The sequence below is a fragment of the Microbacterium memoriense genome (genome assembly GCF_025398275.1).
GTDB lineage: Bacteria > Actinomycetota > Actinomycetes > Actinomycetales > Microbacteriaceae > Microbacterium > Microbacterium memoriense.
Map to the genome: position 1 here is coordinate 280,622 of NZ_JAODOR010000011.1, position 23,618 is coordinate 304,239.

At 68.4% G+C, this 23,618-nt stretch carries 21 protein-coding genes; 13 read left to right on the plus strand and 8 right to left on the minus strand.

Annotated elements, in window-relative coordinates; all coding sequences use genetic code 11:
• The first annotated feature begins 64 nt into the window (after window positions 1-64).
• Entirely contained in the window at window positions 65-535 is a 471-nt protein-coding gene (locus tag N4R40_RS10620) for a Fur family transcriptional regulator (RefSeq protein ID WP_261607345.1), read from the plus strand.
• A complete protein-coding gene (katG, locus tag N4R40_RS10625) occupies window positions 532-2,814 on the plus strand; it encodes a catalase/peroxidase HPI (protein WP_261607346.1) in 2,283 nt (760 codons plus the stop codon). Before N4R40_RS10620 ends, katG begins: the two co-directional genes overlap by 4 nt.
• Before the next feature lie 74 nt (window positions 2,815-2,888).
• Here the strand turns inward: katG and aqpZ are convergent, their stop codons facing one another.
• The gene (aqpZ, locus tag N4R40_RS10630; RefSeq protein WP_261607347.1) at window positions 2,889-3,698 is read right to left on the minus strand and encodes an aquaporin Z; all 810 of its coding nucleotides are present in this window, start codon (window positions 3,696-3,698) and stop codon (window positions 2,889-2,891) included.
• A 207-nt stretch (window positions 3,699-3,905) separates the two neighbouring features.
• Here aqpZ and mtrA point away from each other — a divergent pair, with 207 nt between their 5' ends.
• From mtrA to hpf, 5 genes are all read left to right on the plus strand, one after another.
• Window positions 3,906-4,586: an MtrAB system response regulator MtrA gene (gene mtrA, locus N4R40_RS10635; protein WP_261607348.1), complete on the plus strand. Its 681-nt coding sequence runs from the start codon at window positions 3,906-3,908 to the stop codon at window positions 4,584-4,586.
• A gap of 14 nt (window positions 4,587-4,600) precedes the next feature.
• Entirely contained in the window at window positions 4,601-6,280 is a 1,680-nt protein-coding gene (gene mtrB / locus N4R40_RS10640; RefSeq protein ID WP_261607349.1) for an MtrAB system histidine kinase MtrB, read from the plus strand.
• Window positions 6,277-7,968 carry an LpqB family beta-propeller domain-containing protein gene (locus N4R40_RS10645; protein WP_261607350.1) on the plus strand — a complete coding sequence of 564 codons (1,692 nt, stop codon included), beginning with the start codon at window positions 6,277-6,279 and terminating at the stop codon, window positions 7,966-7,968. The genes mtrB and N4R40_RS10645 overlap by 4 nt, the downstream gene beginning before the upstream one ends.
• 91 nt (window positions 7,969-8,059) lie before the next feature.
• The gene (locus N4R40_RS10650; protein WP_261607351.1) at window positions 8,060-8,728 is read left to right on the plus strand and encodes a ComF family protein; all 669 of its coding nucleotides are present in this window, start codon (window positions 8,060-8,062) and stop codon (window positions 8,726-8,728) included.
• A gap of 67 nt (window positions 8,729-8,795) precedes the next feature.
• Window positions 8,796-9,461, plus strand: coding sequence for a ribosome hibernation-promoting factor, HPF/YfiA family (hpf, locus tag N4R40_RS10655; RefSeq protein WP_261607352.1), 666 nt, complete (start codon window positions 8,796-8,798; stop codon window positions 9,459-9,461).
• A gap of 71 nt (window positions 9,462-9,532) precedes the next feature.
• Here hpf and N4R40_RS10660 read toward each other — a convergent pair whose 3' ends face one another.
• From N4R40_RS10660 to N4R40_RS10675, 4 genes are all read right to left on the minus strand, one after another.
• Window positions 9,533-10,750, minus strand: a complete 1,218-nt coding sequence (locus tag N4R40_RS10660) for an ABC transporter permease (RefSeq protein ID WP_261607353.1) — start codon at window positions 10,748-10,750, stop codon at window positions 9,533-9,535.
• Window positions 10,747-11,523: an ABC transporter ATP-binding protein gene (locus tag N4R40_RS10665; RefSeq protein ID WP_261607354.1), complete on the minus strand. Its 777-nt coding sequence runs from the start codon at window positions 11,521-11,523 to the stop codon at window positions 10,747-10,749. The genes N4R40_RS10660 and N4R40_RS10665 overlap by 4 nt, the downstream gene beginning before the upstream one ends.
• Window positions 11,520-12,446, minus strand: coding sequence for an efflux RND transporter periplasmic adaptor subunit (locus tag N4R40_RS10670; RefSeq protein ID WP_261607355.1), 927 nt, complete (start codon window positions 12,444-12,446; stop codon window positions 11,520-11,522). The genes N4R40_RS10665 and N4R40_RS10670 overlap by 4 nt, the downstream gene beginning before the upstream one ends.
• 112 nt (window positions 12,447-12,558) lie before the next feature.
• Window positions 12,559-13,887: a coiled-coil domain-containing protein gene (locus N4R40_RS10675; RefSeq protein WP_261607356.1), complete on the minus strand. Its 1,329-nt coding sequence runs from the start codon at window positions 13,885-13,887 to the stop codon at window positions 12,559-12,561.
• Window positions 13,888-14,076: 189 nt separating this feature from the next.
• Here N4R40_RS10675 and secA point away from each other — a divergent pair, with 189 nt between their 5' ends.
• Both secA and N4R40_RS10685 read left to right on the plus strand, forming a co-directional pair.
• Window positions 14,077-16,854, plus strand: coding sequence for a preprotein translocase subunit SecA (gene secA / locus N4R40_RS10680; protein ID WP_261607442.1), 2,778 nt, complete (start codon window positions 14,077-14,079; stop codon window positions 16,852-16,854).
• 56 nt (window positions 16,855-16,910) lie between these two features.
• Entirely contained in the window at window positions 16,911-18,134 is a 1,224-nt protein-coding gene (locus N4R40_RS10685; RefSeq protein ID WP_261607357.1) for a pyridoxal phosphate-dependent aminotransferase, read from the plus strand.
• A 9-nt stretch (window positions 18,135-18,143) separates the two neighbouring features.
• Here N4R40_RS10685 and N4R40_RS10690 read toward each other — a convergent pair whose 3' ends face one another.
• Window positions 18,144-18,575, minus strand: a complete 432-nt coding sequence (locus N4R40_RS10690) for an Rv3235 family protein (RefSeq protein WP_261607358.1) — start codon at window positions 18,573-18,575, stop codon at window positions 18,144-18,146.
• Between the two features lie 160 nt (window positions 18,576-18,735).
• On the opposite strand from N4R40_RS10690, the gene N4R40_RS10695 reads away from it, so the two are divergent.
• Window positions 18,736-19,332: a hypothetical protein gene (locus N4R40_RS10695; RefSeq protein ID WP_261607359.1), complete on the plus strand. Its 597-nt coding sequence runs from the start codon at window positions 18,736-18,738 to the stop codon at window positions 19,330-19,332.
• Window positions 19,333-19,339: 7 nt separating this feature from the next.
• On the opposite strand, the gene N4R40_RS10700 is transcribed toward N4R40_RS10695, so the two are convergent.
• Window positions 19,340-19,621 carry a helix-turn-helix domain-containing protein gene (locus tag N4R40_RS10700; protein ID WP_261607360.1) on the minus strand — a complete coding sequence of 94 codons (282 nt, stop codon included), beginning with the start codon at window positions 19,619-19,621 and terminating at the stop codon, window positions 19,340-19,342.
• Between the two features lie 99 nt (window positions 19,622-19,720).
• Between N4R40_RS10700 and N4R40_RS10705 the strand changes: the two genes are divergently transcribed.
• From N4R40_RS10705 to N4R40_RS10715, 3 genes are read left to right on the plus strand one after another with little or no spacing between them, the layout of a single operon-like run.
• On the plus strand, window positions 19,721-20,350 hold the full coding sequence (locus N4R40_RS10705; protein WP_261607361.1) for an SAF domain-containing protein: 630 nt from the start codon (window positions 19,721-19,723) through the stop codon (window positions 20,348-20,350).
• Window positions 20,347-21,609, plus strand: coding sequence for an AAA family ATPase (locus N4R40_RS10710; RefSeq protein WP_261607362.1), 1,263 nt, complete (start codon window positions 20,347-20,349; stop codon window positions 21,607-21,609). Before N4R40_RS10705 ends, N4R40_RS10710 begins: the two co-directional genes overlap by 4 nt.
• 26 nt (window positions 21,610-21,635) lie before the next feature.
• Entirely contained in the window at window positions 21,636-23,129 is a 1,494-nt protein-coding gene (locus N4R40_RS10715; RefSeq protein WP_261607363.1) for a sensor histidine kinase, read from the plus strand.
• 33 nt (window positions 23,130-23,162) lie between these two features.
• On the opposite strand, the gene N4R40_RS10720 is transcribed toward N4R40_RS10715, so the two are convergent.
• Window positions 23,163-23,411, minus strand: coding sequence for a WhiB family transcriptional regulator (locus N4R40_RS10720; RefSeq protein ID WP_121060093.1), 249 nt, complete (start codon window positions 23,409-23,411; stop codon window positions 23,163-23,165).
• Between the last annotated feature and the right edge of the window lie 207 nt (window positions 23,412-23,618).

The window sequence follows — 23,618 nt, forward strand, 5'->3', positions numbered from 1 at the left end:
GTCCCGAGTGCGGCGGATCGGAAGGCCTCGTTTAAATCAATCAAAACAAGGGTAGAGTCGGGGTATGTCCGCCTCCGACGTCTACGCCTCCGCGCCCCACGCGCTGCGTACCGCGGGGTTGCGGGTCACTGAATCTCGCCTGGCCGTTTACGACGCCTTGCGCGAGAACCCCCACGCGAGCGCGGACGCGGTGCTCGCCGCCATTGCTGTTGACCTGCCGCGCGCGAGCATCCAGTCGGTCTACAACGCCCTCGGTGACTTCGCCGAGGCCGGGCTCGTCCGGCGGATCGAGCCAGCGGGCCGGTCGATGCTGTTCGAACTCCGCGTCGACGACAATCACCACCACGTGGTGTGCACCGTGTGCGGTGCTGTCGAAGACGTCGACTGCGCCGTCGGCGCCGCCCCGTGCCTCACGCCCGGCGAATCACACGGTTTTGCGATCCACTCCGCCGAAGTCACGTTCTGGGGCCTCTGTCCCGCGTGTCGGGCGGCTCAGTCCACACCCACCCGAATCCCTGAGGAAGGAACACCATGACCGAACGCGATGACAGCGTCGCTCCGATCGGCGAGAACCCGACGGACATCGACCAGTCGATCACCGTCACCGATACCGCCGAGGCGCACGCCGAAGAAGCGGCCACCTGCCCGGTGATCCACGCGCAGCCGCACCCGACCTCGGGATCGGCCAACAACGTGTGGTGGCCCAATCAGCTCAACCTCCGCATCCTCAAGAAGAACCCCGCCGAAGCGAACCCGCTCGGCAGCGACTTCGACTATCGCGCGGCCTTCGCGGCGCTCGACCTCGCCGCGGTCAAGAGCGAGATCAACGAGCTCCTCACCACGTCGCAGGACTGGTGGCCGGCTGACTTCGGCAACTACGGCCCGCTGATGATCCGCATGGCCTGGCACTCCGCCGGCACTTACCGTGTCATGGACGGCCGCGGTGGCGGTGGCGCCGGACAGCAGCGGTTCGCCCCACTGAACAGCTGGCCCGACAACGTCGGTCTCGACAAGGCGCGGCGCCTCCTCTGGCCCGTGAAGAAGAAGTACGGCCAGTCGATCTCATGGGCCGATCTCATGATCCTCGCCGGCAACGTCGCGCTCGAGAACATGGGCTTCACGACCTTCGGCTACGCCGGCGGTCGCCCCGATGTCTGGGAGCCGGACGACGACGTCTACTGGGGGCCCGAGACCACGTGGCTCGGTGACGAGCGCTACACGGGAGAGCGCGACCTCGAGAAGCCGCTCGCGGCCGTGCAGATGGGTCTCATCTACGTCAACCCCGAGGGCCCGAACGCGAACCCGGATCCGCTCGGCTCGGCCCGCGACATCCGCGAGACGTTCGCGCGGATGGCGATGAACGACGAGGAGACCGTCGCCCTCATCGCTGGCGGACACACGTTCGGCAAGACCCACGGCGCAGCACCCGACTCGAACCTCGAGGACAACCCCGAGGCTGCGGGGCTGGAGATGCAGGGCCTCGGTTGGAAGAACAACAACGGCTCCGGAAAGGGTGACGATCAGATCACCTCGGGTCTCGAAGTCACGTGGACGTATCACCCCACCCGCTGGGACAACGAGTTCTTCCACATTCTCTACGCCTACGAGTGGGAGCTGTTCACCAGCCCCGCCGGCGCACAGCAGTGGCGCCCCATCAACGGCGGCGGCGCCGACATGGTGCCCCAGGCACACTCCACCGGCCGCCGCGAGCCCCGCATGCTCACGAGCGACCTCGCACTGCGGATGGACCCCGAGTACGACAAGATCTCACGCCGGTTCAAGGACGACACGCAGGCCTTCGCCGACGCGTTCGCCCGCGCCTGGTTCAAGCTGACGCACCGCGACATGGGGCCGATCGAGCGCTACGTCGGCCCCGAGGTTCCCGCGGAGGAGCTCATCTGGCAGGACCGCGTCCCGGCCGTCGACCACGAGCTCATCGGCACGGAGGATGCGGCAGCGCTCAAGGCGAAGGTGCTCGACTCCGGCCTGTCGATCGCTGAGCTCGTCTCGACCGCGTGGGCGGCGGCCTCCACATTCCGCGGCAGCGACAAGCGCGGCGGCGTGAACGGCGCCCGCATCCGTCTCGCGCCGCAGAAGGATTGGGCCGTCAACAACCCCGCGCAGTTGCACAAGGTGCTGGGCGTCCTCGGCGGCATCAAGGCCGACTTCGACGCGACCGGACGCACGGTGTCGCTTGCCGACCTGATCGTCCTGGCCGGAAACGCCGCGGTCGAGAAGGCGGCGGCGGATGCCGGTGTCTCCGCCGAGGTCGTCTTCCACCCGGGGCGTACCGACGCGTCGCAGGAGCAGACCGACGTCGAGTCGTTCGGTTACCTCGAACCGGCGGCCGACGGCTTCCGCAACTATCAAGGCCCGCAGGCGACCGCGGCCGGGCTCCCTGCGGAGCACCTGCTCATCGACAAGGCCAATCTGCTGACCCTCACCGCACCGGAGATGACGGTGCTGGTCGGCGGACTGCGCGTGCTCGGCGCGAACTGGGACGGCTCGGCGTACGGCGTCTTCACCGAGCGCCCGGGTGTGCTCACGAACGACTTCTTCGCGAACCTGCTGGATCTCGGCACGACGTGGACCCCGCTCGATCCCGGAAAGCACGCCTTCGCGGGTGTGAAGGACGGCTCGGGCGAGCCGGTCGGCATCGGCACCCGCGTCGACCTGCTGTTCGGGTCGAACTCGGAGCTGCGCGCCGTCGCCGAGGTGTACGCGTCGGATGACGCACACGAGAAGTTCGTCCGTGACTTCGTGGCCGCGTGGGGCAAGGTCACCGAGCTCGACCGGTTCGACCTGCACGGCTGAGTCCGCTCAGACAGAAGGCCCGTCCCGGAATCCGAGGATCTCCGGGGCGGGCCTTCGTCGGTGGTGCCGTCGGGTCAGCCGGCGGACTTGTTGTCGAACAGCGCGCGGTGCGCGAAGCCGGCGATCAGCGCGCCGACGATCGGGAACACCAGGAAGACCCAGAGCTGGACGAGCGCGTCGGGGCCGCCGTAGATCGCGGTCGCGATCGAGCGGGCCGGGTTGACCGACGTGTTGTCGATCGGGATGGTGGCGAGGTGGATGAGGGTCAGCGTCAGGCCGATGACGAGTCCGGCCATCGCCGGAGTTCCCCGCGTCGCGTGGGTCACGCCGAGGATGACGAGGACGAAGATCGCCGTGAACACGATCTCGGTCGTGATCGCCGCGCCCAGGCCGAATCCGCCGGGGGAGTGCTCGCCGAAGCCGTTGCTCGCGAACCCGCTGCCCTGCGCCGCGGCCAGCCAGCCGTCGGGGCCGAAGAGACCGATGAGGACGATGACGCTCGTGCCGACGGCGCCGCCGACGATCTGCGCGACGATGTAGCCGATCGAGTCCTTCCACGGGAAGCGCCCGGCGGCGGCGAGACCCAGCGTGACGGCGGGATTGAAGTGGCCGCCGGAGATCGGGCCCCACGCGTACGCTCCCGCGACGACCGTCAGACCGAACGCGAGCGCGACACCGACGAATCCGATGCCGAGCGATGTGCCGTTCTCGCTCGCGCCGAAGTTCGCGGCGAACAGCGCCGCACTGATCGACCCGAAGACGAGGAGGAACGTGCCGGCGGCCTCGGCGAGGAGCTTCTGGCCGGTAGACGGCCCGCTGGGCGCGGGAGTGTGATCGAGCGCGGTCGGGGTGACCGGCGCGTCGGGGATGGGATCCGTGCTCATGAGAGGTCCTTTCGGTGAAGGGAAGACCTGAGGCTGATTCTGCCGCTCGAGCACGTTCGGGTGGGGGATGCGCACGGATTACGTCGCGAAATGTCGAGCGCGGTGTGCTCGGCCCGTGGCCAGGGCGGTCCGCTACTGTGGGAGAGCACCAGCATTTCGCGGTGCCCAGTGGCACCCGCCGCACCGCCGAAGGACGAATGAAGGCCTATGACTTCTCGGATTCTGGTTGTCGACGACGACACCGCTCTGGCAGAGATGATCGGCATCGTGTTGCGCACCGAGGGATTCGAGCCCGTCTTCTGTGCCGACGGCGCTGCCGCGCTCGAGATCTGGCGCACGGAGCGCCCGGAGCTCGTGCTGCTCGACCTCATGCTCCCCGGGATGGACGGGATCGAGATCTGCACGCGCATCCGCGCCGAGTCCGGGGTCCCGATCATCATGCTGACGGCCCGGACCGATACGGCTGACGTCGTCCGCGGGCTCGAATCGGGTGCCGATGACTACATCGTCAAGCCGTTCAACCCGAAAGAGCTCGTCGCGCGCATCCGCACCCGCTTGCGCCCGGCATCCACTCTTGACGCGGAGACCGTGCGGATCGGTGATGTGAGCGTCGATGTCGCCGCTCACGAAGTGCGGCGCGGTGACACCGTGATCGCTCTCACTCCGTTGGAGTTCGAGTTGCTCGTGGCGCTCGCCTCCAAACCCCAGCAGGTGTTCTCCCGCGAGATGCTGCTCGAACAGGTCTGGGGCTATCACTACAAGGCCGACACCCGCCTGGTGAACGTCCACGTCCAGCGTCTGCGCGCCAAGGTCGAGATCGACCCCGACAATCCGAAGATCGTCACGACGGTCCGCGGCGTCGGCTACCGCGCGGGCGCGGTCGTCTGACCCCCGGCTCACCCATGGCCGCCACGACGACGAGTGTGACGTTGCCGGGCGATTGGCGGCTCTGGCGCGACTGGCGGTCCTCGCCGCGGCGTATCGCGTCGGCGTGGCAGCGATCGCTGCGTTTCCGCACGCTCGCGGTGACGCTGGGGCTCACGGCCCTGACGATCCTGATCGCCTTCGTGACGATGGCGCTCGCGATCCAGAACGACCTGTTCGAATCCCGCGTCCAGCAGGTGCAGCAGTCGGTCGAGCGGGCGACGCAGTCCGCCCAGCGATCTTTGGATGTCGCCCAGCCCGAGGGCGACTCCGATGCCCTGCGTGTGCTGATGGAGAACGCGACCAACGCCACATCGCGCCAGGCGGGCACCGACATGATCGCGGCGTTCCGCGTGTCGTCGGATCCGTCCCTGATCGCCCCGCAGGACTTCACGAAGGGCGGGATGGAGCCCGAACTGCTCACCGACGGGCTCCGCGCAGCGGTCCAGCGGGATGCGGAGCAGCAGTGGTGGCAATCCATCGCGCTCCCGGACGACGACGGCGGTGCGGTTCCCGGAATCGTGATCGGGCAACAGTTGGTCTTCCCGGAGGTCGGCGCGTACGAGTTCTACTTCGCCTACGATCTCGCGTCCGAAGCGGAGACGCTGCGATTCGTCCAAGTCACGCTGTGGCTGGTCGGGCTCGGGCTCGTCGTCTTGATCGGGGTGATCTCCTGGCTCGTGCTGCGCTCGGTGACCGTGCCGATCGCGCAGGCGGCCGAAACGAGTGCGATCCTCGCGGCCGGCGACCTCGGCGTGCGGCTACCGGTGCACGGCGAGGACGAGTTCGCGACCCTGGGCCGGTCGTTCAACGCGATGGCGGACAGCATCGAATCGCAGATCAAGGAGCTCGCCGAGTTGTCTCTTGTGCAGCAGCGGTTCGTCTCGGATGTGTCGCACGAACTGCGGACCCCGCTGACGACGATCCGCCTGGCCAGCGACATGCTGAACGATCAGCGCGACAGCTTCGATCCGACGATGGCGCGCGCCGCCGAGCTGCTGCACGCGCAAGTGCAGCGGTTCGAGACGCTCCTCACCGACCTCCTCGAGATCAGCCGGTACGACGCGGGCTCGGTGCAACTGGAGAACGAGCCGACGAGCCTCGCGCACCTGGCCGAGGATGTCATCGCGTCGATGCAGCAACTCGCCGATCAGCACGGCACCGATGTGCGCCTGGTCGCTCCCGGTGGTTACTCGCCCGTCGAGATGGACCCGCGCCGCGTGCGGCGCGTCGTCCGCAACCTCCTCGGCAACGCCATCGAGCACGGCGAGGGAAGACCCATCGTCGTCACGGTCGACAGCAATCAACGCGCCGTCGCGCTCGGCGTGCGCGATTTCGGGCTCGGAATGAGTGCGGCCGACGCCGAGCGGGTGTTCGACCGGTTCTGGCGCGCCGACCCGTCCCGCACACGCACGATCGGCGGTACCGGGCTCGGCCTGTCTATCGCGCTCGGTGACGCCCGACTGCACGGGGGAACGCTCGCCGTGTGGTCCGAGGCCGGGCGGGGGACGAACTTCGTCCTCACCCTGCCGCGCCACGGACAGTCCGCCGAAGGATCGTCGCCGATTCCCCTGGATCCGGGGGAGGATGCCGCTCCGCTCGACGATCTCGGCCTCACTCAGCCCATCACGGTTCCCGGAAGCGGAGGACGGTCATGACGCGTGCACGGTCCACCCCCGCCCTCGTGAGCCTCGGCATCCTGCTCACGGTCCTGTTGACGGCATGCGCGGGCCTGCCGACGGCCGGGCCCGTCAATGCCGGCCAGGCGGTCACCGAAGCCGAGACGGACGGCGACTTCGTTTTCATCCCGGATGGGCCGGCCACAGACGCGACTCCCCAGCAGATCGTCGAAGGTTTCATCGCCGCAGGCTCCGGCCCCCGCGGCAATTGGGACACGGCGAGGGAGTTCCTGGCGGGCGACTTCCGGCCGATCTGGAAGCCGCAGGCCGGCGTCACCGTCTATCGGCCGGGGGAACGGACCCTCACCGAGGTGGCGGACGACGAGTTTGTTCTGTCGGTCACACCCGTCGCCACGGTGGACGACACCGGGGCGCTCTCCACCGTCGGCGACGACGGCGAGATCCCGCTCGCGTTCACCCTGGCGCGACAAGCCGACGGTCAGTGGCGCATCACCGAGGCGGCCGACGGGATCGTCCTGGACCTCAACCGCTTCCGTGCCGTGTTCGGCAGCTACGCGCTCATGTTCTTCGACCCGATGTGGACCTATCTCATCCCCGATGAGCGATGGTTCCCGAAGACCTACGCCGCGACGAGCATCGCTCAGGCGCTCGTCGACGGGGCGCCCAGCCCGTGGCTCGACGGCGCTGTCGCCACGTCGTTCGTCGACGGCGCGCGGCTGGCGCAGCCCGCGGTTCCCGTGCGGTCCGGGCGGGTCGCCGAGGTGTCGCTGGAGGAGGGGGCGCGATCCCTGGAGCCCACGGTGCTCAGTCGCATGCAGGCGCAACTCGAAGCGAGCCTGCTGACCGCGGGAATCACCGGAGTCGACATGTTCGTCGATGACCAGATGTTGGCCGCGGTGCCCGCTCCTGCCCGCTCGACCCGGGTCGACACACGTCCGCTCGTGCGGACGGCCGAGGCCTTCGGCTTCCTGTCGGGGACCACCGTCGAGGAGATCGATGGACTCTCCGCCGCGCTGGTCGACACGGACGCTGTCCACATCGACGTCAACGCCGACCGTACGGCTGCGGCGGTCCTGGCCCCGGAGGGCGCGGTCCTGGAGGTGCGCGGCGACGGGACCGAACTCGTGCTCGATAACCGGAGTGGATTGCTGGCGCCCTCGATCGATCCGTTCGGCTACATCTGGTCCGTCCCGGCCGAGGCGCCGACCGCGGTCTCCGCGATCGCTCCGGACGGCACCGTCTTCCAGATCGCGTCGGCATGGGCGGGCGCCCTCCGCATCGCATCGATGCGGGTGTCGCGCGATGGCACTCGGGTGGCAGCTATCGTCCGTGATGGCACGCGCGATGCACTGTGGGTCGCCGGCATCCTCCGCGATCGCAACGGGGTGCCCACAGCGCTCGGCGTCCCGGAAGCGATGGCGGTGCTGCCGGGCACGGGCGTCCAGGTCGCATGGTCGGATGCCGGGACGCTCTCGGTCCTCTATGGCCTGGACGGTGCCACCTACCTGTGGGACCAGCCGCTCGGCGGCTTCGGCTCGTTCGTCCGCACGCCCGATGGTGTGACCACGGTCGCGGGCGGTAATCAGTCGGGGTCCGCTCGATTGCGTGACGCTGCGGGCGACCTCTATGTGCAGAGCGGCGTGAACTGGCAGCATCTCTCGGCCGGTGTGCTCGTCCTCGCGACGCAGCAAGGCTCGCCGCGCTGACTTCTCCTCCCCAGGCGGCGAGGGTGGAGAGTTGTCCACGGATGCCGGTGCCGCCGTTCCGCGGGGCACGCGCGTGCGGCACAGTCGGTGGATGCCCCTCCTCCCGCGCGTGCACCAGGCGGTCGATGACGCGCTCGCCGAGGGACTCAGTCTCGTCTTCCCCACCTGGTGCGCGGGGTGTGATCAACCGGATGTGGCGTTGTGCGAGGCCTGTCGCCGCGAGTTGGCCTTCCACAGGCTGACGCGACGGCTCGACCGGATGCCGGTGATCAGCGCGGTGCGGTTCGACGGTGTCGCTGCCCGTGCCATCCGTGCGTTCAAAGAGGAGGGTCGCACGTCACTCGCGCGCACCCTCGGCCCGTTGCTCGCCACCGCCGCGGTCGAGGTCGGTGAGGCGGTCGTCGTGCCGGTGCCCTCGTCGCCCGCGGCGATGCGTCGACGGGGATACCCGATCGCCGAGCTGCTCGCACGCCGCGGGGGACTCCGCCCAGTGCGACTGCTGGCCAGCGTCGGCACGCCCGCCGATCAACGCGGACTCGGGCGGGGCGATCGAGAACGCAACGTCGCGGGGACGCTCCACGCGCGGGGTGTCGCGGGCCTGCGCGTCGTCGTCGTCGATGACGTCGTCACGACGGGCGCGACGCTGCGGGAAGCGGCGCGCGCGCTCGAGGCCAGCGGAGCCGTCGTGCTCGGTGCGGCGACGGTCGCCACGACACTCCGAACGGCACCCATGGGTGACAGGAGGGGTCTGGATCGATAGCGTGGGAATGACAAGGCGAACGAGGGTCCGCCCTTGACCGGGCGACCCGGATACAAGGAGGTCAAGGATGGAAACCAGCATCGTCGGCGTGGGAGTGAGCATCACAGATCGCTTCCGGACCGTGACCGAAGAAAAGTCCGCCCGCGTCGAGAATCTCGCACCGCGTGCGCAGAAACTCGACGTGAAGGTCACCCATCGGGCCTATCACAACGGCAACCGCGAAGAAGAGACCGTCGAGCTCACCGTCACCGGAAAGGGCCCCGTCGTCCGCGCGGAAGCGACCGACGGCGACAAGTTCGTCGCCCTCGACCTCGCGGTCGACAAGCTCGCCGAGCAGCTCCGGCGTGCAAAGGACAAGCGGGTGGACGCCCGCAACCACCCGCGCGGCGCGAAGCTCGACAAGGAGAGCGGATCGCTCCAGGGCATCGATGTCGAGCCCGCATCCGTCGAGGCGCTCCGCGCCGTCGCGACCGGGGAAGTCCCCATCGTCGCCTCCGGTGAAGATGACGAGGAGTACACCCCCGTCGTCATCCGCACCAAGAGCTTCGATGCCGAGTGGATGACCGTCGAGGAAGCGGTCGACCGGATGGAGCTCGTCGGACACGACTTCTTCCTGTTCATCGACGCACGTTCGGACCACCCGAGTGTCGTGTACCGCCGTAAGGGCTGGGACTACGGCGTCATCGGGCTCACGACCACCGCGGCACCCGGCACGGAGGAACTCGCTTCGTAACCGGCTGAGAATGACAGAAGGGCGGATGCTGCGGCATCCGCCCTTCCTTTCGTTCGTGCCCCGTGAAAAGGTCAGAACCGGAGCGCGTCGATCACCTTCACGCGGACGGCCACGAGCGCGGGGAGGAATCCCGCGATCGCCCCGATCCCGACGGCCGCCGCGAGGGCGACCAGAGCGGCGTGCATCGGGAACGGCGGGTTGTCCTGGAGCGGGGTGAGCACCCCGAACGTGAAGAGCGCCCGCTGAACGATGATCGCCACGATGATCCCCACGACGCCCGCGACAGCGGTCGCCACGACGTTCTCGAGGAGCACCGTCGTGAAGATGCGCCCGCCGGTCGCGCCGAAGCTTCGCCGCACACCGATCTCGCGGATGCGCTGACGCATCGCGACGAGCTGGATGTTGACGAGGCCTAAGCCGCCGAGCAGGAGAACAAGACCGGCGATGACCCCTGTGGTCAGTTCGAAGATCTGCACCTGCGCCTGATTCTCGGGGCGGGATCCCCAGTCCGCGCGGCTGAGGGTGACCTCGACGTCCGGTCCCGCCGCCGCCCGCAACTGAGCGGCCAGCTCGGGTCCGATCTCGTTCACCCGATCGGGCCCGACCCAGACCTCCCAGGAGAGCGCGTCGCTGTCGGACAGGACTTCCGCACGGGCGAAGTAGGTGTCCGGCAGGAGCGTGATGAATTTCTGCGTGTCTCCGAGGTACTCCGCCGTGTTCACTCCGACGATCCGGTAGGTGCCGGCCAGGATCCCACCAATATCCAGCGACGGCGACGTCCCCAGGTTCGGCGACCCGAGAGCTTGCCAGAGGGCGTAGGAAACGACCACCGGGGGAGCCATCCACTCCGCATCGCCCGCGTCGAACCAGCGGCCCGCGGAGAGCGTGGTCCGGTGGATCACGGCGTAATCAGGGTCGGCGAGGCGAGTCTGCACGGGGCGCAGGTAGTCCGACATCTGCACCGAGACGGGTGTGGAGATCGAGTCGGCACGGCGCGTGACGTGCGCGAGATCGAACCGGTCGGCCGCGGTGCGCAGATCCGCATCGAGGCCCTCCCAGTCCATCGCGCCGCCGTCTGTGCGGTACGCACTGATGGCGATCGTCGCTTCCCGGCCGCCGTAGCGATCGGATTGCTCGATCGTCTGCTGCCGCATGTAGTCGCCGAGGGCGAGGACGGCGGCGATCGCGGCGACCGACACGGCGATGCCGATGAGGCTCAGGAGCACGCGCAACTTGTGATGGCGGAGCTCTGCCCAGGCCTCATTGAGTGCACCGACGAACCCGCTCATGCGGTGATCGCCGATCGTCGCGTCATCGGTGTCGGCGAGAGTGCGCCGAGCGCGGTCTCGCGCGACGCCGCGTCGAGGTCGACGCCCGTGAGGACCCCCGCTTCCAGCCGGTAGTGCCGGCGTGCGCGGGCAGCGACGTGCAGGTCGTGGGTGATGGTCACCAGTGCCGCCTCGGTTTCGGAGGCCACGTCATCCAGAAGAGCCATGATGGATGCACCGGTCTCGACATCGAGGGCGCCCGTCGGCTCGTCGGCGAGGATCAGCGCCGGGCGGCGGACGAGCGCCCGCGCGATCGCGACCCTCTGCTGCTCACCGCCGGAGAGGCGCTCGGGCACGGAGTCGAGGCGATGGCCGAGCCCCACACGGTCGAGCATCTCTCGCGCGAGTTCCCGTCGGCGCCAGAACTGCTTTCCGCGGGCGTATCCGAGGGGCATCGCGACATTGTCCGTGGCAGTCCGCCCCGGGAGCAGATTGAACTGCTGGAAGACGAAGCCCACTTCGCGCCCCCGCATCCGGTCCAGCGCGCTGCGGCGCAGACGTTTTCCGGTGTCACGGAAGACCGGTTGCTCCCGGAACGAAACCTCACCCGATGACGGCAGGTCGAGCATGCCGAGGATGTTGAGGAGAGTCGACTTCCCCGAGCCGCTGCGCCCGACGATCGCGACGTGATCCCCGGCGGCGACCGAGAGGTCGACGCCGTGCAGGATGTCGAGCCGGGAGTCGTCCGGCAGAAGCACGTGCCGCGTGACCCCGCGCAGTTCGACGAGGCTCACCAGCTCATCCCGGGATCTTCGCAGTACTGGCCGCCCGCGCCATCGTCGTAGCAGACCGGCTCGTCGCCCGCGGTCGATCCCGGTGCGAACTGCCGGATCGTGTCGCCCTCGACGAGCCCCTCCGTGACCTGGACCTGCGTGCCGTCGGTGACGCCGAGCGCGATTGTGCGCTCTTCGGGCGTGCCCTCCGCGTCGACCCAGACGACGCCGGTGCCGGCTCCTCCTCGCACCGCCGTCGTAGGGATGACGAGAGCGTCGTCGGCCGCGCCCGCCTGCACGGCGAGCGTCGCCTTCAGGCCCGCGAACACCTGCTGGTCGGTCGGCACGGCGCACGCGACGCTCGTGGATCCGTCCTCTCCCACCTGCACGGCGAGCCCCGTGCACGTGAACGGGGCGGGCCCGCCTTGGATCGTCACTTCGGCATCGGTGGGTGCACCGACGAGTCGATAGAGCAACACGGGGTCAACGGTCCCCACGAGGTGATACCGGGCGGGAGTGAGCTTCGCCACCTCGATACCGAGGGAGACCGGCTGGCCCTTGACCAGCTCGAACGAGGTGATCTCGCCCGCCTCGGGCGCCACGATGTCGATGCTCTTCACGGGATACGTCTGCTTCACCGTCACGAGCACCTGGCCCGCGGCGACGGTTTGCCCCGACGCGACGGCGACCGCCGTGATGGTTCCCTCGACCTGCGCGCGCACGATCACGTCGTCGTCGCGCGCGATCGTCGCATCGACGGAGAGCTCGTCAACGATGCTGCCGCGTTCGACCGTCACGGTGGGCGTCGTCACTTCGCCGCCGGGATTCAGCGCAGCGGCATCGACACGGTCGGGGAAGAAGGCCAGCTTGACGAGCGCGGCGGCGATGGCCGCGCAGACCAGAAGGAGAAAGAGCGGAAAGATCCAGCGACGCCAGACGAGCATGGGACAACCTCCGTGGTGCGAGTGAACTACCTCGAACCTAGGAGGTGGAAACCGTCCGGCGTATCCGTCTCAAGGATGATTGGGGGATCACCCTGAGCGGCTCGGGGATGTGTCAGTCGAACATGCCGTCCAGCAGGCTGCCGATCACGAGGCCACCGAGGATGCCGCCCATCATGTCGCCGCCGCCACCGTTGCCGCGGCGCCCGCCGCCCTGCGGACCCCACCCGCCGTCGTTCGGGCGGGAGGAGTCGATGTCGCGCTGGGCGAGCTGCAGTGCCTCCGACGCCAGCTGGCCGCAGCGGCGCGCGTCGGCCAGTGCCTTCTCGCGGTCATCCTCATCGATCGCGCCGCCGCCGGCGACAGCGGAGAGGTCGTGTCGGATGCGCTCCGCCTCAGCCAGGCGGGTGCGCGCGTCGGCGCCGATCCACCCGCGATGGCCGGAGATGACGCTGCGGGCGACACCGAGTTGGCGGTCGGCGTCGTCGATCGCATGACGCACATGGGCTTCTGGCGGCGCCGGGTGCGCGGCCCGCTGGCGGGCCTTGGCGACGGCGGCGTCGAGAGTGCCGTTCGCTTCCCGCAGGGAGGTGAGCTCCAGGAACGGATCGGTCGGCGTCCCGGCGGGGGCGAGCGTGCTGAGCGCCTTCTCGAGCGCAACGCTCGCGGCGGCGACCTCGGGGACGTGTCGGAGATCGCGGGCCGTGACGATGTCCTCCCGCGAGTCGTCGACGATCGCGGCGAGGGTGGAGGCCGCGCGGAGCGCCTCGACCTCGTACGCGTCGACGGCATCCAGAAGGGTCGTCGCGCGCCGTACCGCCTCCATCGCCGTCTCCAGCGCCAGGTTCGCCTGCTCACGTTGCCCCGACTGTCGACGCGCCTCGGAGATGTCCGAGCCGTGCGCCGCGAAGTCGATCAATTGGGTTGCTTCGGTCGGGTTTCCGGAGATCTTGCGGAGAGCCTCCGCCGAGTAGCGTCCGGCGAGCCGGGCGACGGTCGCTTCCGCTGCCGGCAGGCGGTCACGCAGCGTGACGAGGTCCTTGCGGATGCCCGCGATGATCTCCGGCGCTCGCCGGGCGCGCTCGATCGGTGCGGCGAGGGCTTCCGTCCGATCGTCGAGAAGCTCACCCGCCCATTCGCAGAGCTGAAGGATCCGGGCGTTCCGGGTGCGCAGCTCTTCCGGGGTGTCGGGGATCTCATCGTGATTGAGCTGGTTGAGGTGGAAGGCCTCACCGAGATGCTGGCGGACGGCGGTCAACGCGGCGCGGAGATCGGCGGTCGCATCCCGCCCGAGTTCGATCTCGGCGAACATCAGCTCATCGGCTGTGCTGCGCAGACGCTCGTCCGTCGCGACGAGCGCGGCGTCGGCCTGCCGGCCGAGTTCGGCGTCCTGCGCAGCGAGCTGCGCGCGTTCCTTCTTGCGGGTGCCCCAGATTCCGGCCATAGGACGATCCTAGGTCGGCATACGGCAGCGGTGTCGCGAGGCGAAGCGTCCACAGGACTTGTCCCGGCGACTCAGAGCACTCCAAGGTCACAGACCGATAACATGAATGGGAATGCCCGCACGACGCCCGATGTCGTGCGCGGCACCGGCGATCTGCTGGAACGCTTTAGAAAAGTATGGAGAACCTCCGTGGCCAATCCTCTCGAGAAACTGCTTCGCGCCGGCGAAGGACGCATCCTCCGGCGCCTCCAGCAGGTCGCGAAGGCGGTCGGTGCGCTCGAAGAGGAGTACGCGAAGCTCACCGATGACGAACTCCGGGGCGAGACGGCAGAGCTGCGCGCACGCTACGAGGCCGGTGAAACCCTCGACGCGCTGATGCCCGAGGCGTTCGCCGCCGTCCGCGAAGCGGCCCAACGCACGCTCGGTCAGCGCCCCTACGATGTGCAGGTCATGGGCGGAGCGGCCCTTCACCTCGGGAACATCGCCGAGATGAAGACCGGTGAGGGCAAGACCCTGACCGCGACCTTCGCTGTCTATCTGAATGCGATCGCCGGCAAGGGCGTCCACGTCATCACGGTCAACGACTTCCTCGCGTCCTACCAGTCCGAGCTGATGGGCCGTGTCTATCGCGCGCTCGGGATGACGACCGGCACGATCGTGTCGGGTCAGACGCCCGAGGTGCGTCGTGAGCAGTACAACGCCGATATCACGTACGGCACGAACAACGAGTTCGGCTTCGACTACCTCCGCGACAACATGGCCTGGCGTCGCGACGACCTCGTCCAGCGCGGGCACTTCTTCGCCATCGTCGACGAGGTCGACTCGATCCTGATCGATGAGGCGCGCACACCCCTCATCATCTCGGGCCCCTCCTCGGGCGAGGCCAACCGTTGGTTCGTCGAGTTCGCGAAGATCGCGAAGACGCTCGAGCCGGGTGTGGACTACGAGGTCGACGAGAAGAAGCGCACGATCGGTGTGCTCGAACCCGGCATCGAGAAGGTCGAGGACTACCTCGGCATCGACAACCTCTACGAATCGGTCAACACACCGCTCATTTCGTTCCTCAACAACTCGATCAAGGCGCTGGCTCTCTTCAAGCGCGACACCGATTATGTCGTCATGAACGACGAGGTCATGATCGTCGACGAGCACACCGGCCGCATCCTGGTCGGTCGGCGGTACAACGAAGGCATCCACCAGGCGATCGAGGCCAAGGAAGCCGTGCCGGTCAAGGCCGAGAACCAGACTCTCGCCACCGTCACCCTGCAGAACTACTTCCGGTTGTACGACAAGCTCGCCGGAATGACCGGTACCGCCGAAACCGAAGCGGCCGAGTTCATGTCGACCTACCAGCTCGGTGTGGTGCCGATCCCGACGAACAAGCCGATGGTCCGCAAGGACCAGGCAGACCTCGTCTACAAGAACGAGCAGGCGAAGTTCGCCCAGGTCGTCGAAGACATCGCCCGTCGCCACGAAACCGGTCAGCCCGTGCTCGTCGGTACCGTCAGCGTCGAAAAGAGCGAGTACCTCTCGCGTCTGCTGGCGAAAAAGGGCATCAAGCACGAAGTCCTCAACGCGAAGAACCACGCCCGCGAGGCCGAGATCGTAGCCCGCGCGGGTCGCTTCGGTGCCGTCACGGTCGCGACGAACATGGCCGGTCGCGGTACCGACATCATGCTCGGCGGAAACGCCGAGTTCCTCGCCGTCCAGGAGATGAAGTCGCGCGGTCTCGACCCGGTCGAGACCCCCGAGGAGTACGAGACCGCCTGGGACGAGGTTTACACGAGCATGCGCGATGTCGTCGCCGAGGAGGCGACGAAGGTTGTGGATGCCGGTGGACTCTACGTCCTCGGAACCGAGCGCCACGAGTCCCGCCGTATCGACAATCAGCTGCGCGGTCGCTCGGGGCGTCAGGGTGACCCCGGTGAGAGCCGGTTCTACCTGTCGCTGACCGACGATCTCATGCGCCTGTTCCAGTCCGGAGCTGCCGAGGCGATTCTCGCCCGCACCAACTTCCCCGACGATGTGGCGATCGAGTCGACCATGGTTTCCCGCGCGATCCGCAGCGCCCAGGGGCAGGTCGAGTCGCGCAACGCCGAGATCCGCAAGAACGTCCTCAAGTACGACGACGTCCTCAACCGTCAGCGCGAAGCCATCTACGGCGACCGGCGGCACGTGCTCGAGGGCGATGACCTCTCCGACCGCGTCGAGCACTTCATCGAGGATGCCGTGGGCGCTGTCATCGACGACCACACCGGCAGTGGTCACACCGAGAGCTGGGACTTCGACGCCCTGTGGGCCGAGCTGAAGACGCTCTATCCTGTCGGCGTCACGATCGACGAGGTCGTCGCCGACAGCGGCAACAAGGGACGCGTCACGCCCGAGGGCCTCAAACGGGAGATCATCTCGGACGCGAAGATCGCCTACGCCGCTCGCGAGGAGTCGCTCGGTGCACCCGCGACGCGCGAGCTCGAGCGGCGCGTCATCCTGCAGGTGCTCGATCGTCGCTGGCGCGACCACCTGTACGAGATGGACTATCTGAAGGACGGCATCGGCCTGCGCGCCATGGCGCAGCGTGACCCGCTGATCGAGTATCAGCGCGAGGGCTACCAGATGTTCCAGTCCATGATGGGCCAGATCAAGGAGGAGTCGGTCGGGTTCCTCTTCAACCTGGACGTCGAAGTACGCCAGGCCGGGAGCAGCGACGTCGAGGCCAAGGGACTCGATGCGCCGGTCGTCGAAGCGCAGCGCCTGCAGTACACCGCACCCAACGATGCCGGTGAGGTCGAGGTCCGCAACGACCGTGGACAGGTCCAGCAGGCGGCGACGAGCAAGCTGCGTCAGACTCCGCAGGCGCCCGCGCCCGCCCCCGAAGCGCCTCGCGGCGCCTTCGGCCAGCGTGCCGAAGCCCCGGCATCCGCACCGCAGAATCGCGCTGAGCGCCGCGCCGCCGACAAGAAGAAGTAGCAGCGCAGGCCACGCGCGGTCGATTGGCACGGCCGGGGCGGGGATATCCTGATCCGATGAGCCGCCGTATCCTCGACCAGTCATCGAAGCTGAAGGACGTCCTCTACGAGATCCGTGGAGCCGCCCTGGTGGAGGCTGACCGGCTCGAGGCCGACGGCCACCGCATTCTGAAGCTCAACACCGGCAACCCGGCCGTCTTCGGCTTCGAGGCACCGTTCCAGATCGTGCGGGACATGATCGAGGCCATCCCGCACGCGCACGGGTACAGCGACAGCCGCGGCATCATGTCGGCTCGTCGCGCCGTCGTCTCGCGCTACGAAGAGGTCGCAGGGTTCCCCCCGTTCGACCCGGATGACGTGTACCTCGGCAACGGCGTCTCCGAACTCATCACGATGACGATGCAGGCGTTGCTCGATGAGGGCGACGAAGTCCTCATCCCGTCGCCGGATTACCCGCTGTGGACCGCGATGACGAGCCTCGCCGGCGGGACGCCGCTGCACTATCGCTGCGACAACGACAACGGGTGGCAGCCCGACCTCGAGGACATCCGCGCCAAAGTGACGCCGCGCACGAAAGCGATCGTCGTCATCAACCCGAACAACCCGACCGGCGCCGTCTACTCCCGTGAGATCCTCGAGGGCCTCGTCCAGATCGCGCGCGAGAACGACCTGTTGCTGCTGTCGGACGAGATCTACGACCGCATCCTCTTCGACGACGCCGTCCACGTGCCGCTCGCGACCCTCGCGCCGGACCTCCTGTGTCTGACGTACAACGGGCTGTCCAAGACCTATCGCGTCGCCGGGTTCCGCTCCGGATGGATGGTCATCACGGGACCGAAGAAGCACGCGGCCGGGTTCCTCGAGGGTATCCAGTTGCTCGCCTCGACGCGACTGTGTCCCAACGTCCCCGCCCAATACGCCGTGCAGGCGGCTCTGTCGGGCGTGCAGTCCATCGAAGGGCTCATCGCACCGACCGGGCGGCTGCACGAGCAGCGCGATGCCGCCTACGAGGCGCTCGTCAGCATTCCCGGTGTGGAATGCCATAAGCCGCAGGGAGCGTTGTACGCCTTTCCTCGGCTGGATCCGAACGTGTACGACATCCACGATGATGCGAAGTTCGTCTACGACTTCCTGGTCGCCGAGCGCGTTCTGCTGGTGCAGGGAACCGGGTTCAATTGGCCGACGCCGGATCACTTCCGCATCGTGACGTTGCCCGAAGCGCGTGTGCTCACCGAGGCGATCGAGCGGCTGGGCAACTTCCTGTCGTCCTACCGCCAGTAGCGGCGGTCGTCAGAGGAGGGCGAGGGACGTGGCGCGCCAGCGCCCGTCCCACCCTTCGAGTCGAATCGCGACGGCGCGCGTCCGCGCCGGCCCGGCCGAAATCACGACACCCTCCACGACCCCGTCTGCGGGGGAGGTGCAGTGGATGGAGAGGATGCGGTGTGACGGTCGGGCGGCGGGCACGCCACGCGCGCTGCGGGCGCGTGCGGTGAGGTTGGCTCGCGTGACGAGAGCCCGGTAGGCGTCTTCGTCCAGCCAGCGGGCGAGCTGGTCGACTTCGCGCACCCCCGCGAGCACCTCGAGGACGCCGATCGTGAGGTTCTGCAGAAGCGCCCCCGGATCGGGGAGCTGATCCGTGGAACTCCGCTGGGGGGCGAAGTACTCCTCGACCTCCAGAGCCGTGCCGGCGCGGCGAGCGGAACGTGCGAGCGGGGGAACCATCCTGACCTCCTCGATGCGGGAGAGGCGGCCTGGCAGCGGGAGGGATGCCGGACCGGCGACGTGGCACGAGTACAGCACAGCGCACGCAGCCGTGGGATGAGAATCCTCCAACCTGTGGAGAGGCTCCCCGTGCTCGGAGCGGATCGCCTAGCCTCTCGACGTGCGCTGGGATCGATTCTTCGAGGACTTGGAAGATCAGCTCGACTCCGAATGGGAGGCCGAGCGCGCCGCGCTGGACACAGAGGCCGAGCGTTTGCGGCTGTCGCGCGTGCCGATCCGCGAACGCGTCGTGGCCTTGGCGGCGGCCGGAGCTCAGGTCGTGGTCGAGGTCGCCGGGGGCGGTACGGTCTCCGGTCGTGTCAGCCGAGTCGGCCTGGATTGGTGGGCGCTCGAGACGAGCGCACGACGACCCGTCGTCGCGCTGGTGCCGCTGAGCGCTGCGCTGACGGTGGGCACCACCGCAGAGGCCGTGCTCTCGAGTGTGCGGGAGGCGGCGCCGGGCTCGGTCCTCGCGCAGCGGATGACGTTCGGGTTCGTGCTGCGCGATGTCGTGCGCCGCCGCATTCCGACGACCGTGCACCTGACCGATGGTCGCGCACTGGCCGGCACGATCGACCGCGCCGGCGCCGATCACCTCGATCTCGCCCTGCACGAGCCCGGCGTGCCGCGTCGGGCCGACAACGTCACCGGCTTCCGTCTGGTGCCGTTCGCGGCCGTCGCGCTCGTGCGGCTGGACGCACCCGCCGACCTCCCCTGAGTCGTCGTCAGTCGGGGTTGCGGATGCTGCCGCGCCCCCAGAGTTCCGGGAAACTTGCCGCGTTCGACTCACGCCACAGGGCGATGCGGCGTGCTTCCTCGGCCTGGTCGTCGAGATACGTGTCGACACTGTCGGCCTCGATCCGCCACCGTCCCGGGGTCCCCACCTTCGCCCCCCGCAGTCGACCCTCGAGGACGAGCGCGACGACCTCGTCGACGGGGAGATGGAGCATCTCCGCGACTTGGGCAGGCGCGAACAAGCGCACCCCCGCTTCGGGCGTTTCGGGCATGAGGCCATTATGTTCCCGCGGTGCCGGATGATCGTCGGTCCACGCCGACCTGTGGATAACGCGCGATGTGCCGGCGCCGGGTCGGCGACGATGGACGGCATGAGTGAGACCGTCCCTGCCCGCCCCCGTCCCCGTGCGTTCTGGTCCGATCTGCGATTTCTGCTCGGGATCGGACTGATCGTCGTGTCCGTCGCGGGCGTGTGGTTCGTCGTCGCCGCGGCGAGACAGACCGTTCCGGTCTTCGCGGCATCGCGCACGATCGTGCCGGGCGAGGCCGTCACCTCCGATGATCTGCAGGTCGTCGAGGTCGCACTCGGGCGGATCGAGGACGCGTACGCGTCACCGACGAGCTTTGAACCCGGTTCGGTCGCCATGCGCACCATCACCGCCGGAGAGCTCGTTCCGGAGAGTGCGATCGGCGCGGCGGAGCAGGCGCGGACGACGACGGTTGTGGTGACGAGCGCGACCGCCATTCCCGCGGCGGTGGGAAGGGGCGCGACGGTGGAGGTGTGGGCCGCTCCGCAACTCGAACGCGGCGTCTTCGACACTCCGCGGATCTTGGTTGCGGCGGCGACCGTCGCCTCGGTCGACGACGATGAGTCGGTGATGGGAAGCGCTGGGACCGCGGTGGAGCTCGTGATTGAACGGGCCGATGTCGCCTCGACGTTGGCAGCAGTTGCGGCCGGCTCCAGTATGTCGATCGTCCCCACGGCGGGAGCCGAGCGATGACCTCGGTGATCGTCGCGGTCGACGGACGGCGCGGTCGCGCGCTCGCCGACGAACTGTCGTTCGAAGGGGCGCAGGTGCGCCTCGTCGTCGACGCCGACGACCCGGCCACGGCAGTAGCGGATGCGATGGCCGGGCCGGAAGCAGCCCAGCTTCTCGGGGAGCTGTCGCGCGTGGAGGTTCTCATCGTCGCGGCCGAGCGGTCCGCGCTCACGGCGCAGCTCGTCGCCGCCTGCGATCGGTTCGGAGTGCGGATCGTCGCGCTCTGTACGCGCGACGAGCACCGAAGACTCGCCGGCATGTTCGGCGTCGGTTCTTTCGACGAGGGAGCGGATGCGGCATCCTTCCTCGTCGCCCCGCCGACGGTGCCGGATGCCGTCCCCGCCGCGCGTGGGCGGATCATCGCCGTGTGGGGCCCCGCCGGTGCGCCGGGTCGGACGACGATCGCGGTGGAACTCGCCTGCGAGTTGGCGCGGGACGGACGCCCGGTCGCCCTGATCGATGCTGACTCGCACGCGCCGTCGGTCGCTCTGGCCACCGGGCTGGCCGATGAAGGACCGGGGTTCGCGGCAGCGTGTCGGCATGCGGAACGGGGGACCCTCACCGTCGCCGAACTCGCGCGCATCGCCGTGCCGCTCGGCCCCGTGGAGGTGCTGACCGGAGTGAATCGCCCGAGCCGCTGGCCCGAACTCGGCCACGAGCGGGTGCGCGGCGCGCTCGGCGTGTGTCGCGAATGGGTGACGGACGCCATCGTCGATGTCGCGTCGCCTCTGGAGCGGGACGAAGAGATCGTGAGCGACCTCGATGGCCCTCGCCGCAATGCATCCACACTCGCCGTCCTGACCGAGGCTGATCTGATCGTCGCGGTCGTGGCGGCCGATCCGACGAGCGTGTCGCGGTTCGTTCGCGGCTACGGGGACCTGCGCGCCGTCGCCGGAGCGACTCCGGTGCGCGTCGTCGTCAACAAGACGCGGACGGGAGCTCTCGGCATCGATGCGCGGGGACAGGTCCGCCGGACGCTCGAGCGCTACCTCGGCGCGGATGACATCTGGTTCTTACCGTGGGACGTCAAAGCGGCCGACGCGGCGCTCTTGGCGGCGCAACCCATCGCGCAGGTCGCGGGGCGCTCGTCGTTCTCGGCAGCGCTCCGCCGGTTCGTGGGGGAAGCGGTCGACCCGCCCGTCCGCGTGCGCGAGACGCGCCACAGTCGACAGCCTGGTCGCGGTTCGCCGCGCGGTCGACTCGCTCGCCGCGCGGCGTGAGCGCCACCCGGCCCTAGGCTGGGACCGTGTCGGCACTCAGCGATCTCGTCTACGCCCAGGGTCTCTCCAGTGAGGCCGATATCGAGTGGTTGCACCGTTTGGCCGGTGACGGACAGCTTCTGGCCGACCTGGCCTTCGCCGACATCGTCGTGTGGGTGCCGACGAACGACGACTCATTCGTCGCGGTCGCGCACACGCGTCCCGGGGGAGCGGCGACGCTGTTCTACCGGGACATCGTGGGCGACCTCGTCCGTCCGCAGTGGCGTACCCAAGTGCGCGAGGCGTTCACGCACGCCCGCATCGTCGACTCGGCATCGCCGGACTGGTTCGAAGAGACGCCGACGCGGGTGCGGGCCGTCCCGATCGTCCGTGAGCGTGCCACGGCGGATCGCCCACCGACCGTCGTCGGCGTCCTGACCCGACACACCAATCTGGGTGAGGCGCGCACACCGTCGCGTCAGCAGATCACGTTCAACGATTGCGCCGACGATTTGTTCGGCATGGTCGCCGCGGCTGATTTCCCGGACCTCACCGCGCCGACCTCTCCCCGTCGGGGTGCTCCGCGCGCGTCAGATGGTCTGATCCGGCTGGATGTGGACGGGATCACGACGTTCGCGAGCCCCAACGCGCTGTCGGCCTTCAACAGGCTGGGGTTCGAGGACGAGCTCGAGGGGGAGTCCTTGCTCGAGATGGCGTCGGCGATCCTGCCCGCCAAGCGCGAATACGACGAGTCGTTGCCGATCGTGATGGCCGGACGCGCTCCGTGGCGCGCGGATCTTGAGGCGCGGGGGGTCACCGTGTCCCTGCGGACGATTCCCCTCCGTGACCAAGGTGCCCGCATCGGGGCGATCGTGCTCTGCCGCGATGTGACGGAGATTCGGCATCAGGAGCAAGAGCTGATCACGAAAGACGCCACGATCCGCGAGATCCACCACCGGGTCAAGAACAATCTGCAGACCGTCGCGTCGCTGCTGCGCATCCAGTCCCGCCGTACGCATTCCGAGGATGCCCGCGACGCCCTGACGCAGGCCATGCGCCGCGTCTCGGCGATCGCCGTGGTCCATGACACGCTGTCGGCGGGCCTCGCGCAGGATGTCGACTTCGATGAGGTCTTCAACCAGGTGATGAAGCTCGTCGCGGAAGTTGCGGCATCCCCCAACACGCGCGCGCGGACGCTCAAGAGCGGCACGTTCGGAACCCTGCCCAGCGAGTATGCGACACCGCTCGCTCTCGCCCTCACGGAACTCGTCACCAACGCGGTCGAGCACGGCCTCGCCGATAAGGAAGGCGAGGTCGAGATCATCGCCGCGCGCAGCGACGATCGCCTCGAAGTGCGCGTCCGTGACAACGGCGTGGGACTCCCCGAGGGTCAGGTCGGCCGGGGTCTGGGTACGCAGATCGTGCGCACCCTCATCCAGGGCGAACTCAGCGGCACGATCGATTGGCACACGATCACCGGGAGCGGCACCGAAGTGACCATCGACATCCCGCTGCGCTACATCGACCGCGCCGCGCACTGAGTCACCGGCCCACGGGCCGGTGACTCCCTCGAGTCAGGACGCGCGGCGTGCGCGGGCAGCGCGGCGCTTCAGAGCGCGGCGCTCGTCCTCGGACAGGCCTCCCCACACACCCGAGTCCTGGCCGGTCTCGAGGGCGTACTGCAGGCAGATCTCGGTGACCGTGCACCGTGCGCAGACGGACTTCGCCTTTTCGATCTGGTCGACGGCGGGGCCCGTGTTCCCCACAGGGAAGAACAGTTCGGGGTCGACGGTCAGGCAGGCGGATTTGTCGCGCCAATCCATAGGGTGCTCCTTGATGCGGGATTCGAAGTCAGAGACGGGGGCGACGCGATGCGTCGATTACTCTGGTGGTGTGCGAGCTGGAATGCTCGCCCCACTTCGCTGTGGGAGCACACTGCTTCAACAATGGTCCCATGCACGTCGATATGAATCAAGAGTGAACACGGCACTTCCTGCCCGATTTTCTGTGTGTTCGCCCGACGCGCCGTG

Excerpts from the sequence above, each read along its gene's own strand:
- N4R40_RS10620 (WP_261607345.1), top strand. The coding sequence starts at position 65 with ATGTCCGCCTCCGACGTCTACGCCTCCGCGCCCCACGCGCTGCGTACC.
- katG (WP_261607346.1), top strand. The coding sequence starts at position 532 with ATGACCGAACGCGATGACAGCGTCGCTCCGATCGGCGAGAACCCGACG.
- aqpZ (WP_261607347.1), bottom strand. The coding sequence starts at position 3,698 with ATGAGCACGGATCCCATCCCCGACGCGCCGGTCACCCCGACCGCGCTC.
- mtrA (WP_261607348.1), top strand. The coding sequence starts at position 3,906 with ATGACTTCTCGGATTCTGGTTGTCGACGACGACACCGCTCTGGCAGAG.
- mtrB (WP_261607349.1), top strand. The coding sequence starts at position 4,601 with ATGGCCGCCACGACGACGAGTGTGACGTTGCCGGGCGATTGGCGGCTC.
- N4R40_RS10645 (WP_261607350.1), top strand. The coding sequence starts at position 6,277 with ATGACGCGTGCACGGTCCACCCCCGCCCTCGTGAGCCTCGGCATCCTG.
- N4R40_RS10650 (WP_261607351.1), top strand. The coding sequence starts at position 8,060 with ATGCCCCTCCTCCCGCGCGTGCACCAGGCGGTCGATGACGCGCTCGCC.
- hpf (WP_261607352.1), top strand. The coding sequence starts at position 8,796 with ATGGAAACCAGCATCGTCGGCGTGGGAGTGAGCATCACAGATCGCTTC.
- N4R40_RS10660 (WP_261607353.1), bottom strand. The coding sequence starts at position 10,750 with ATGAGCGGGTTCGTCGGTGCACTCAATGAGGCCTGGGCAGAGCTCCGC.
- N4R40_RS10670 (WP_261607355.1), bottom strand. The coding sequence starts at position 12,446 with ATGCTCGTCTGGCGTCGCTGGATCTTTCCGCTCTTTCTCCTTCTGGTC.
- N4R40_RS10675 (WP_261607356.1), bottom strand. The coding sequence starts at position 13,887 with ATGGCCGGAATCTGGGGCACCCGCAAGAAGGAACGCGCGCAGCTCGCT.
- N4R40_RS10685 (WP_261607357.1), top strand. The coding sequence starts at position 16,911 with ATGAGCCGCCGTATCCTCGACCAGTCATCGAAGCTGAAGGACGTCCTC.
- N4R40_RS10690 (WP_261607358.1), bottom strand. The coding sequence starts at position 18,575 with ATGGTTCCCCCGCTCGCACGTTCCGCTCGCCGCGCCGGCACGGCTCTG.
- N4R40_RS10700 (WP_261607360.1), bottom strand. The coding sequence starts at position 19,621 with ATGCCCGAAACGCCCGAAGCGGGGGTGCGCTTGTTCGCGCCTGCCCAA.
- N4R40_RS10705 (WP_261607361.1), top strand. The coding sequence starts at position 19,721 with ATGAGTGAGACCGTCCCTGCCCGCCCCCGTCCCCGTGCGTTCTGGTCC.
- N4R40_RS10710 (WP_261607362.1), top strand. The coding sequence starts at position 20,347 with ATGACCTCGGTGATCGTCGCGGTCGACGGACGGCGCGGTCGCGCGCTC.
- N4R40_RS10720 (WP_121060093.1), bottom strand. The coding sequence starts at position 23,411 with ATGGATTGGCGCGACAAATCCGCCTGCCTGACCGTCGACCCCGAACTG.